This is a genomic window from Streptomyces sp. NPDC057743 (genome assembly GCF_042798755.1).
GTDB lineage: Bacteria > Actinomycetota > Actinomycetes > Streptomycetales > Streptomycetaceae > Streptomyces.
This window is the reverse complement of the sequence record NZ_JBHVJX010000029.1, coordinates 21,487-32,887: the sequence shown is the minus strand read 5'-3', so window position 1 is coordinate 32,887 and position 11,401 is coordinate 21,487. Positions and strand designations below refer to the sequence as shown.

The following is an 11,401-nucleotide window of genomic DNA, read 5'->3' as shown; positions in this document are numbered from 1 at the left end:
ATGGCGCACTCCCCTCAAGGGCGAAGGAGCGGAAGGGGTGGAAGAAAGCGAAGAGGCGGGCGGCGGTGGGGCGTTGGGCCTCCGGGTGACGGCGCCGTGCCCGGACCGTCGGAGCTACGGCGTCTCCTTGACCTTCACCTGACCCTCGATGATCTTCTTCCGGGCCGCGTCGATCTGCGGCTGGATGTCCTTGATGAAGCCGCCCGAGGTGGCCAGCGAGACGCCGCCGTGCTTCAGGTCGTAGGTGTGGATGCCGGTCAGCGGCCGGTGCTGCTCGCAGCTGCGGATGAGGTCGAAGACCGCCACGTCCACGTTCTTCACCACGGAGGTCAGGATGTGGTTCTTGTAGCGGGCCAGGCCCGGCTGCCGGTACTGGTCGGAGTCGACGCCGATCGCCCAGGCGCCCTTGACCTTGCTGATCGCCTCGATGGAGCCGGCGCCGGACTGGCCGGCGGCCGAGTAGATCACGTCGATGCCGCTGTCGAGCATGCCCTGGGCCTTGGCCTTGGCGGCGGCCGGATCGTTGAAGCCCTTGTCGTTGTTGGGGTAGAGGTACTGCGAGAGGATCTTGGCCTTGGGGTCGGTGTCGCGCACGCCCTGCTCGAAGCCGGCCTGGAACTTCTGGATCAACGCGTTGTTCACCCCGCCGATGAAGCCGACCTTGTGGGTCTTGCTCTTCAACGCGGCCGCCACGCCCGCCAGATACGAGCCCTCGTGCTCGGCGAAGACCATCGCGTCGACGTTCTTGCCGGTCGGCACGGCGTCCACCACGCCGAAGGTGATGTCGGGGAAGTCCTTGGCGACGTTCTGCACGGACTGGCTGTAGGCGAAGCCGACGCCTATCACCGGGTTGTAGCCGGCCTCGGCGAAGGAGGTGAGCCGCTGCTCGCGGTCGGCCTCGGTCTCGCCGTTCTTGGCGGTGAGCATCTTGACGTTGACGCCCAGCTTCCGGCGGGCGTTCTCGGTGCCGCGGGCGGCCGCCTCGTTGAACGAGTGGTCGTCCCGGCCGCCGATGTCGAAGGCCAGCCCGACGCCGGCGTGCGAGGCGCGGTGGGCCTCCGCGAAGCTCTGCCCGCAGGCGGTGGCCGTGAGCGCGAGACACCCGGTGGCGGTGGCCGCGGCGACAATCCTGTTGACCCGACGCACGGGGCCTTCCCTTCGTGGTAGCGCCCCCAGTGGCGCTGGCTTGACGGGAGATTAACGCGCGTAGACCTGGCGCAAAACCCTCCGCTGCGCGGCCGTTATCGATTCGTCTCTCAGCACACGCCCCGGAAACACGGCGGGCGGTCGGCCCGAGGCCGACCGCCCGTGCTGGCGGGGAGTGGCGCGATCTATTCGGTCCCCGCGGGGCCGAGCAGGGCGGCGGCGGTGAAGAGTTCCACCCCGACGGTGATCGCGTGCTCGTCCACGTCGAAGTCGCCGCGGTGCAGATCGAGGCCGCTCAGCTCGCCGGGCGGGCGGACGCCGAGCCGGGCCATCGCGCCGGGGACGTGTTCGAGGTACCAGGAGAAGTCCTCGCCGCCCAGGGACTGCTCGGTGTCCTCGACGGCCGCGGCGCCACGGCGGGCGGCCATCGCGGCGTGCAACAGCCGGGTGCTGTCCTCCTCGTTGACGACCGGCGGGACGCCGCGGACGTAGTCGATCTGGGACTTGGCGCCGTGCAGGGTGGCGACCTCGTCGATGGCGGCGTGCACCAGGTCGGGCGCCTGCCGCCAGGCGTTCAGGTCCAGGCAGCGGACGGTGCCGGCGAGGGTGGCGCGCTGCGGGATGACGTTGCAGGCGTGGCCGGTCTCCAGCCGGCCCCAGGTGACGGCGAGGCCGACCCGGGCGTCGACCCGGCGGGCGATCAGCGCCGGCACGTCGACGGCGACCCGGGCCGCGGCGGTGACCATGTCGGTGGTCAGGTGCGGGCGGGCGGTGTGGCCGCCGGGCCCTTCGAGGGTGACCTCCAGGCGGTCGCAGGCGGAGGTGATCGGGCCGGTGCGCAGCCCGAGCCGGCCGGCGTCCACCCGCGGGTCGCAGTGCACCGCGAGGATCTGCCCGACGCCGTCCAACACCCCGGCCGCGACGGCCTCGGCGGCGCCGCCGGGCAGCACCTCCTCGGCGGGCTGGAACAGCAGCCGCACCGGACGCGTCAGCCGACCCTCGCGGGCCAGTTCGGCGAGGACCAGGCCGGCGCCGAGCACGACGGTGGTGTGCACGTCGTGCCCGCAGGCGTGCGCCCGGCCGGGGATCGTGGAGGCGTAGTCCACGGTCTTGGTGTCCGGGATGGGCAGGGCGTCGATGTCCGCGCGCAGCGCGAGCCGCCCGCCGGGGGCGTCGTGGTCGCTACCGATGTCACACACGAGGCCGGTGCCGCCGGCGAGTACCTGGGGGGCGAGCCCGGCGCGCTCCAGGCGCTCCTTGAGCGCCGCGGTGGTCCGGTACTCCTGGTTGCCGAGCTCGGGGTGCATGTGCAAGTCGCGGCGGAACGCGATGAGTTCGGCGCGAAGGGCCTCGGGGAGCGTGCCGGGCAGGGCGGTTGTGTGCGGCTCGTCGGCGGCGCGGGACATCAGTTGGTTCACCCGTTGAAGGTTACGGGTCCGAACGGGGCAACTGGCCCTCGATCAACAAAAGTTCAGCCCCTCAGGGGAAGAAATTTTAGGCAGCCGGGTGCATGGACGGAATTTGCGAGGGGTATGAACGAGGGCTTTATCGCTCGCTGTCAGGCTCAGCTGTCAGGTTCGACCGGGGTGTTCGGATCCTTGGTTCGGGCTCCGGGTTCGGGTTCGGGGCGCGCTCCCGGGAGGCGTTGGACATCGCGGGCCGTGCCGGTGACGCCGTCGAGGAAACCCTGGGCGCGCGGGGAGGCGTGGGCGGTGAGCCAGGTGGGGTCGATGTCGCAGACCGCGACCCGCACTCCGGTGCCCTTCAGGGCCAGCGGCAGGGTGTGGACGACGGTGGAGGGGAAGCTGAGCACCAGCCGGCCCACCGGGCCGCGGCGGGCGATCAACTCCAGCGGCAGGTCGGGGCGGACCACCTCCAACCCGGTCTCGGTGGCCAACCGGTGGAGTTTTCCGGCCTTCTCGCGGCGGTGGGCGAAGTAGCGGGTGGCGCCGTGCGCACGGGCCAGGCGGGCGACCGCGGTCAGGTAGCGGTCGGCGTCGACGACGCCGGTCTCCACCAGGGACGTGCCGACGATGTCGGCGGTGCGGGTCAGCCGGGGCGGCCCGAAGCGACTGCGGGTCCAGGCGAAGTCGTTGGCGGTGACGACCATGCCGTCGGGCACCTCGACCGGCATGGAGCTGAACAGGGCGACGGTGCGCCGGCGTCGGGCGTCTTGGGGCCCGGGGGTGAGGCGGCGGCGGGCGGCGCCGGCGAACGGTGCGAACAGCAGGTCGCGGGGGCCGCGCCCGGCGCCGTGCCGGTGCCAGCGCACCAGCCGTTCGCCGCGGGCGAGTTGGCCGATGAACTCCATGGTGGCGGTGCCGTCGTCGACCACCACCAGATCGCGGGCCCGGCTCAGGCCCAACAGCAGTTGCACGTAACGGGAGAACGGGTCGCCGAGGACGACCCGTTGGGCCCGGCGGAGCAGCGGGGTGAGGCCGCCGATGGTGCGCAGCGGGGCGGTGGTGCCGCCGCGGGCCTCCTCCCAGCGGACCGTGTGCCCCTCGTCGCGGGCGAGTTCGGCCATCCTGCGCAACTGGCCGCGGGTCATCGGGTCGTGCGGGGCGAGCACGACGACGGTGAGCGGGGCGCCCCCGCCGGCGCGGGCCCAGCCGTGCGCCCATTCCAGGACGTTGAGCAGCTGCACCGGGCTCTCGACGAAGGCGAGGGTGCCGGTGTCCGCGGGGGCGGGGCTCATCTGGTCACCGTCGGATTCGGTCCGGTTGCGCTGCCGGGGGACGCCGAGGAGGCGACGGGCGGGAGTCCCCGTCACCTCCTCGGGCGGGACCTCGGCGCCGGCGGCGCGGGCCCCTTCGGGTGAGCTCACTGGCGAACTCCGCTCTGAGCGTCAGACGGTGGCCGGCTCGCGGTCGGTGGTGGAGCCGGTGTCCTGTGCGGCCTCCGTCTCGGCGACCACCCCGGCGACCCGGCGCAGCTTCTTCATCGGGCCGAGCTCGCTCTCGTAGACCTTCTTGACGCCGTCGCCGAGCGACTCCTCGATGGTGCGGATGTCGCGGACCAGGCGGGTCAGGCCCTGCGGCTCGACGGAGGCGGCCTGGTCGGAGCCCCACATCGCGCGGTCGAGGGTGATGTGCCGCTCGACGAAGGCGGCGCCGAGGGCGACCGCGGCGAGGGTGGTCTGCAGGCCGGTCTCGTGACCGCTGTAGCCGATCGGGACGTTGGGGTACTCGGCCTGGAGGGTGTGGATCATGCGGAGGTTGAGCTCCTCGGCCCTGGCCGGGTAGGTGCTGGTGGCGTGGCAGAGCACGATGTTGTCGCTGCCGAGCACCTCGACGGCGTGCCGGATCTGCTTCGGGGTGGACATGCCGGTCGACAGGATGACGGCGCGGCCGGTGGCGCGCATCGCGCGCAGCAGCTCGTCGTCGGTGAGCGAGGCGGAGGCGACCTTGTAGCAGGGCACGTCGAACTTCTCCAGGAACGCGACGGATTCGACGTCCCAGGGGGAGGCGAACCACGCGATGCCGCGCTTCTGGCAGTACGCGTCGATGGCGCGGTAGCCGTCCTCGTCGAACTCCACGCGGTGGCGGTACTCGATGTAGGTCATCCGGCCCCAGGGAGTGTCGCGTTCGACGTCCCACTGGTCGCGCGGGGTGCAGACCTCCGGGGTCCGCTTCTGGAACTTGACCGCGTCGCAGCCGGCGTCCGCGGCGGCGTCGATCAGCCGGTACGCGTTCTCCAGGTCGCCGTTGTGGTTGATGCCGATCTCGCCGGTGACGTAGACGGGGCGGCCGGGGCCGACCTCGCGGTCGCCGAGGGAGCGGAGGCGGGAGGTGCTGCTCATGGGAGGTTCCTTCGTTCGTTCTGCGTTCGGGAAGTTCGGGAAGGACGTACGGGGTGGGGGAACGGGGGCTTGGAGGGGCGGCGGGGCTAGAGGGACGGGCCCAGGAGCCAGCCGGCGATCTCGCGGATGGCGCCGCTGCCGCCGGGGGTGGTGGTGACCGCGCGGGCCGCGCCGCGCACCACGTCGTGGGCCGAGGCGACCGCGACCGGCCAGCCGACGAGGTCGAAGCAGGGCAGGTCGTTGACGTCGTTGCCGACGTAGAGCACCCGCTCCGGGGTGACGTGGGACGCCTCGCACCACTGCTTCAGGGCGACGTCCTTGCGGTCGATGCCGTGCAGGACGGGCACCTTGAGCTTGCGGGCGCGGGCGGCGACCACCGGGTTCTGCTCGGTGGAGAGGATCAGCAGCTTCAGCCCGGAGCGGCGCAGCGCGGCGATCCCCAGGCCGTCGCCGCGGTGCACGGCGACGGTCTCCCGGCCGTCGGCGTCGATCAGCACCCGGTCGTCGGTCTGGGTGCCGTCGAAGTCCAGGACGACGGCGTCGATGTCGTCGCCGGTCGGGAGCGCGTCGGGGCGGGCGGCGTCCAGCAGCGGGGCCAGGGCGCGGGCCCGGGCCAGGTCGTGCGGGTCGTCGATCTCCAACACCCGGGCCGGGTCGGTGCGGACGAGCTCGGTGCGGCCGAAGAAACGGTGGCCGCTGGCGCGGAAGCCGGCCGCGTCCATGGCGTAGGCGGCGCCGGTCTCCAACAGGTCCTGGGGGCGGTCCTGGCGGCGCGGCCGGAAGGACTTGTCGTGGTTGACGCCGCGGCCGCCGTCGGGGGCGCTGACGCCGGGGTCGGCGGCCTCGGCGTCGCGCCAGACGAAGCCGTGGAACGGGGCGACGGTCAGCGCGCTGTCCGCGCCGCCCTCGACGACCGCGGCGGCCACCGCGTCGATGTCCTCGCCGGTGAGGAACGGGCTGGTGCACTGGACGAGCAGCACCGCCTTGACCGGGCGGCCCTGTTCGGCCTCGTAGCTGTCCATGGCGTGCCGGACCGCGGCCTCGCTGGTGGCGGTGTCGCCGGCGATCTCGCCGGGCCGGCGTATCACCAGCGCGCCGGCGGCCCGGGCCGCGGCGGCGATCCCGGCGTCGTCGGTGGAGACCACCACGTCGGTGACCAGGCGCGCGGACCGGCAGGCGCGGACCGCGCGGGCCACCAGGGGCACGCCCCCGACGGCGGCGAGGTTCTTGGCGGGCACGCCCTTGGAGCCGCCGCGCGCGGGGATGACGGCCACAACGGTGGGGGGCATGGAGCTCTCCTCGGTCGGGTCGGGGGCGGGGACTGGGGCTGAGCTCACAGCTGCCCCCAGCGGCGGATGGCCGGAGCGACGCGTTGCACGCCGTGCCGATAGGCGCCGCGGGCCGCCTCGCGGACCGTGTCGCGGGCCAACTGCCGTAGCCCGCCGGCCTCTTGGGGTGCGTCAACGAAGCCGGCGAGCGGCGCGCCGTGCGGGTCCAGGCCGTAGCGGGCGAGGATGCCGGGCAGATAGCCGGGGGCGGTGCGGGGCGTGTAGTACGGGGCGGGCGGCGGGAGTTGGTCGGCGGCGGCCAGTTCGGCGACCCGGTCGCGGGCGGCGTCGAAGGCCCGCTCGTACTCCCCCGGACTTCGTCCGGGAGGTGCCCCCCTCCCTCGGGCGACGCCCTGTCGGGCCAGCCACTGCGGGTCGGGCTCCGGGCGGTGCCCGGCGTCGAGCTCGTCCCAGGAGGCCAGGCAGCCGGAGCCGAGGAAGTGGTGGTTGCCGAGCGCCTCGCGGATGCCGAGGTCGGTGAGGACGGCGGTGGGGATGCCGCGGTGCAGCGACTCCAGGGCGGCGGTGGAGCTGACCGTGACCATCAGGTCGGTGCGGTCCAGGACCTCGCCCATGTTCCCGTACACCAGGCGGCAGTTGGCGGGCAGCCCGCCGGGGTGCCTGGCGGCCAGCTTCTGGTACGGCAGTTCCTCGATGTGGGTGGTGTGCTCACCGGGTCTGCTGCGCAGCTTGATCAGCACCTCGCGGTCGGGATGTCGCCGGGCGTGCTCAACGGCCCGCCGCAGCAGGTACGTTCGCGCCTCGCGGGACTCCGGGACGGAGGGCTGGGCGGCGAACACCACGGTGCGCGGCGCGTCCGGCGCCCGGTGCGGCGCGCCGCCGAGGAAGGGCAGCGCGCACTCCACGACGCTGTCGTCCGAGGCGCCGACGCCCCGGTAGACCGCGCGGAAACGGTCCGCGTCGTGGCGGGAGTTGGCCAGCACCACGTCCGCGCCGTGCCGCAGCAGCAGCCCGTCGGCGAGCTTCTCGTAGACCACGCCGACGTAGCCGGTGACGAGGACGGGGCGGCGCCGGTCGGTGCGCCAGGCGTGCGCGAGGCCGTGCACCATCGCCTGGACGGCGCCGCCGACGCAGGCCAGCACCAGCACGTCGCACCGCGAACGGTCCGCCTCGCGGACGAAGTCGACGCCCCTGATCTCCCGCAACGAGTCTGCGTGGGCGCCGACTTCGCCGAGTTGGCGGACGGTAGGGGTGGCGCGGCCGCGGAGCAGGTAGCCGTCGAGTCGGGCGTCCGGGTGGAGCCGACGCGCGGTCAGGGCTCCCCACTTCCACCGGGTGTCCGAATCGGCGAGCACCGCGACCCGCGGTGCACAATGGGTAGGTGAGGGCACGTCGAAAACGCTAGAAAGGCGCGACGGTCGGCGGACCAACGCGGGAGCAACAACGGGTTAACAGCCGGCCGCCGAACGCCGAACCCACCCGAATAGCGCCCGGTCGACGGCCCGGTTAACCATCCCGCCATGCGTCGTTCACCGCCAAGTACGCGCCGCGTAAAGACGAATGCCGGGCGCCGCCCCTAACGTCTCGGGGGTGGTCAAGCTCTCCGTCGTCGTGCCGTTCTACAACGTGCAGACATACGCGCCCGATACTCTGAAAAGCCTGGCGGCGAACTCCCGCGAGGATTTCGAATTCCTGCTCGTCGAGGACTGTTCACGCGACGAGACGCCGGACATCCTCCGGCGCGCCGAGGCGGAACTGCCGGGCGCCCGGGTGCTGTGGCACGAGAAGAACGGCGGCCTGGCCACCGCGCGCAACACCGGACTGGACGCGGCCCGCGGCGAGTACGTCACCTTCCTCGACGGCGACGACTGGCTGGCCCCCGGTTACCTTTCCGAACTCCTCGCCGTCATCGAGGAGTTGGGCTGCGACTTCGTGCGCACCGACCACGTCCAGTGCACCAACCGGGCGCGCACCGTGCACCGGGTCCCGCACGGCCGGCGGGGGGTGGTGCTCGATCCGCGGAGCATGATCCTGCCCGCCGACCGCTCCACCTCGGTCGACTACGCCTACGCCTGGGCCGGGATCTACCACCGCCGACTGCTGGACGACGGCCTGTTGCACTTCACCGACGGGCTGCGCACCGCGGAGGACCGACCGTGGATCTGGCGGCTGCACCGCGAGTCGAAATCCATGGCAGTGACGGGGTTGTTGGGCGTTTTCTACCGGCGTGGGGTGGCGTCCTCGTTGACGCAGATCGGGGACGTGCGGCAATTGGACTTCATTCGCGCATTCGACCAGGTGATCGAGGACACCGCCGGCGATCCCGAAGCGCATCTGCTGTTGCCGAAGGCGGTGCGCACCTATTGCGCGATCATTTCCCATCACCTCGGCACGATCGAACGGTTCGAGCCACCGATCGCCCGTAAATTGCGGGCGTTGAGCGCCGCCGCCATGAAACGCATGCCGCAGGACGTACTGAAGGAAGCCCTGGATTCCATGGATGTGCAGCGCGCCTCCCGACTGCGGCGACTGCGCCGCCGCCCTCTGCCGGCGGAGGTCGCCGCCTGATGCCCGCCCGGCACCGCACCCAGATCTTCCTGGCGTCCACCCTCTACGGCGCGGCGACGCTGGCCGCCGCCCTGGACGCCGACCTGTTCGCCCCGGCCGACCGCCGGCTGCTGCTGATCGCCAACAACGCGATGACCCCGGAGACCAGTCCGGCGCTGGACGCGATGCCGGGCTTCGCGCGGCTGCGCGACCGCTTCGACGGCGTGCTGTCGTGGAACGAGACGATCCGCCCGTTCCATCCCGGCGGCTGGTCTCCGCGCCCCAACGACGTCCCGCTGTGGGAGCGCCATCTGCGGCTGCTGTGGGAACTGGGCGACGACGAGGTCGCGTTGGTGCTGGAGTCCATCCAGGTCAACCCGGCGCAGGCGCTCGCCCAGCTCTTCCCAGGCGCCCCGATCGACGTCTACGCCGACGGCCTGATGAGCTACGGCCCCACCCGCGACAAGCTGGACCCGCTGATCGGCACCCGGATCGGCCGGGTGCTGCACCTGGACCTCGTGCCGGGGCTGGCGCCGCTGCTGCTCACCGAGTTCCAGGTGGCGCCGCAGATCGTGCCGACCAACGCGGTCACCAAGGTGCTGGCCGAACTCGCCGACGAGAGCGAGGCGTTGGGTGAGCTCGCGGGCGTCCCCGAGGGCGCGGCGCTGCTGCTCGGCCAGTACCTCTCGGCGCTGTCCATCCTCACCCCGCAGGAGGAAGAGGAACTGCACATCCGGATGGTGCAAGGGGCGGTCGAGCGGGGCCACCGCACCCTCGTCTTCAAACCGCACCCGTCCGCGCCGGCCCGCTGGTCGCGGATGCTGGAGCGGGAGGCCGAGCGGCTCGACGTCGCGCTGACCGTGCTGGACCGACCGGTGCTCGCCGAGGCCCTCTACCAACGGGCCCGCCCGGCGCTGGTGGTCGGCTGCTTCTCCACCGCGCTGTTGACCGCCGCCACCCTCTTCGACCTGCCGGTCGCCCGGACCGGCACCGGACTGCTACTGGATCGCCTGACGCCGTATCAGAACAGCAACCGGATTCCGGTGACGCTGGTGGACGCGCTCGTCCCGGACCTCGCCGACCGCGGCACACCGCCGCGCACCCTCGCCACCCCGGCGGACGTCGGCCCGCTGGTCACCGCGGTCGGCTACGCGATGCAGCACCAGATCTACCCGCAGCTCCGCCCGGCCGCCGAGCGCTACTTGGCCGCCCGCCTCGACGCGTACACCCGCCGCTACTTCAAGCGGCGCCGACTGACCGCGCTGGCGCTGCCCGGTGCCCTCCCGTCCCAACTGGGGTTCCTGCCGCGCAATGCCGCGCTCCGCCGGGTGGCGCGCCGGGCCCGGTCCATGCGGCGCCGACTGAAGCAGCTCCCTCTCAAGAAGCGAGCCGCCGCCTGATGACCACCACCTCACCGGCGGCCGGCGCGCCGAGCCTGGCACCGGACCGCGCCGCGCCGGCCGTCCAGGACGCCGCGCCGGCCGCCGCCGGGGACACCGCGATACGGGGCCGGGGCGGCGCCGCCCGGCTGCGCGCCCTGGACGGGCTGCGGCTGGTCGCCGCCCTGATGGTCGCGGCCTACCACTACGGCGGCCGCGGCGGCGACGTCTCCCGGGCCTGGGGCGACTCCCCCGCCCACCAATTCCCGGCCCTGTCCGGCGCGTTCGCGTACGGCTGCCTGGGCGTCCAGATCTTCTTCGTGATCAGCGGCTTCGTCATCTGTCTGAGCGGCTGGGGGCGCACCCTGCGCTCCTTCGTCGCCTCCCGCGTCAGCCGCCTCTACCCGGCGTACTGGGTGGCGATCCTCCTGGTCACCGCGGTTTTCGCGCTCCCCTGGGTCGCCTTCAAGGCGCTCTCCCCCAGCGAGGTGCTGACCAACCTCACCATGCTCCAGTACCCGTTGGGCGTGCACCGGGTGCTCGGCGTCTGCTGGACCCTCTGGGCCGAGATGCGGTTCTACGCGCTGTTCGCGCTGTGCGTGGTGCTGCCCGGCGCCACCCGCGGCCGGGTGGTCCTCTTCTGCGCCGGCTGGACGCTGGCCGCCGCGCTGGCCCAGTCGTCCCACGAGCCGTTCCTGAACACCGTGTTGATGCCGCAGTACGCCCCGTTCTTCATCGGCGGCGTGGGCCTGTACCTGCTCCACCGCTTCGGCCGCAAGGACCCGGTCGCCTGGACGATCGTGCTGGTGAGCTGGCTGATAGGGCAGCACTACGCGGTCGCCGGGCTCTGGCACGCGCCGTCCGTGCACGCCTTCTCCTACCGCTCGGCGACGGTCATCATCGCCGTCGTCACCGCCGGCTTCGCGCTGGTCGCCGCCGTCGCGCTGGGCGCCTTCCGCCGGGCCGACTGGCGCTGGCTGACCGTGGCCGGCGCGCTGACCTATCCCTTCTACCTCGTCCACGAGCACCTGGGCTGGGTGGTGATAGGCGCCCTGCACCGCGGCGCCGGCCTGCCCTCCTACGCCACCCTGCTCGGCACCGTCGCGCTCATGCTGCTGCTGGCCTGGGCGCTGCACCGCTGGGTCGAACGCCCGCTGGCCCCCCGCCTCCGCCGCGCCATCGACCCACGCCGCTGACGGGCGCGACCGCACCGGGGCGCCCACCGGCGCGACCACCGA

The 11,401-nt window shown here is 72.7% G+C and carries 9 protein-coding genes; 3 read left to right on the top strand and 6 right to left on the bottom strand.

The annotated features are described in order from the left end of the window. Nucleotides 1-114: 114 nt before the first annotated feature. From ACFVFQ_RS28350 to ACFVFQ_RS28325, 6 genes are all read right to left on the bottom strand, one after another. Complete coding sequence (locus tag ACFVFQ_RS28350; protein ID WP_383421100.1) at nt 115-1,146, bottom strand: BMP family protein; 1,032 nt, start codon at nt 1,144-1,146, stop codon at nt 115-117. A gap of 185 nt (nt 1,147-1,331) precedes the next feature. Then, nucleotides 1,332-2,552: an amidohydrolase gene (locus ACFVFQ_RS28345; protein WP_383421284.1), complete on the bottom strand. Its 1,221-nt coding sequence runs from the start codon at nt 2,550-2,552 to the stop codon at nt 1,332-1,334. A gap of 158 nt (nt 2,553-2,710) precedes the next feature. Further along, a complete protein-coding gene (locus ACFVFQ_RS28340) occupies nt 2,711-3,844 on the bottom strand; it encodes a hypothetical protein (RefSeq protein WP_383421281.1) in 1,134 nt (377 codons plus the stop codon). A 150-nt stretch (nt 3,845-3,994) separates the two neighbouring features. Next, entirely contained in the window at nt 3,995-4,948 is a 954-nt protein-coding gene (locus tag ACFVFQ_RS28335; RefSeq protein ID WP_383421097.1) for an N-acetylneuraminate synthase family protein, read from the bottom strand. Between the two features lie 86 nt (nt 4,949-5,034). Then, nucleotides 5,035-6,237: a cytidylyltransferase domain-containing protein gene (locus ACFVFQ_RS28330; RefSeq protein ID WP_383421094.1), complete on the bottom strand. Its 1,203-nt coding sequence runs from the start codon at nt 6,235-6,237 to the stop codon at nt 5,035-5,037. 44 nt (nt 6,238-6,281) lie between these two features. Next, on the bottom strand, nt 6,282-7,628 hold the full coding sequence (locus ACFVFQ_RS28325) for a DUF6716 putative glycosyltransferase (RefSeq protein ID WP_383421091.1): 1,347 nt from the start codon (nt 7,626-7,628) through the stop codon (nt 6,282-6,284). 199 nt (nt 7,629-7,827) lie between these two features. Between ACFVFQ_RS28325 and ACFVFQ_RS28320 the strand changes: the two genes are divergently transcribed. The 3 genes from ACFVFQ_RS28320 to ACFVFQ_RS28310 are packed head-to-tail and all read left to right on the top strand — an operon-like array spanning nt 7,828 to nt 11,359. After that, nucleotides 7,828-8,805, top strand: coding sequence for a glycosyltransferase family 2 protein (locus tag ACFVFQ_RS28320; protein WP_383421088.1), 978 nt, complete (start codon nt 7,828-7,830; stop codon nt 8,803-8,805). Then, nucleotides 8,805-10,184 carry a polysialyltransferase family glycosyltransferase gene (locus ACFVFQ_RS28315; protein WP_383421085.1) on the top strand — a complete coding sequence of 460 codons (1,380 nt, stop codon included), beginning with the start codon at nt 8,805-8,807 and terminating at the stop codon, nt 10,182-10,184. The genes ACFVFQ_RS28320 and ACFVFQ_RS28315 overlap by 1 nt, the downstream gene beginning before the upstream one ends. After that, complete coding sequence (locus ACFVFQ_RS28310) at nt 10,184-11,359, top strand: acyltransferase family protein (RefSeq protein WP_383421082.1); 1,176 nt, start codon at nt 10,184-10,186, stop codon at nt 11,357-11,359. The genes ACFVFQ_RS28315 and ACFVFQ_RS28310 overlap by 1 nt, the downstream gene beginning before the upstream one ends. Nucleotides 11,360-11,401 lie beyond the last annotated feature (42 nt).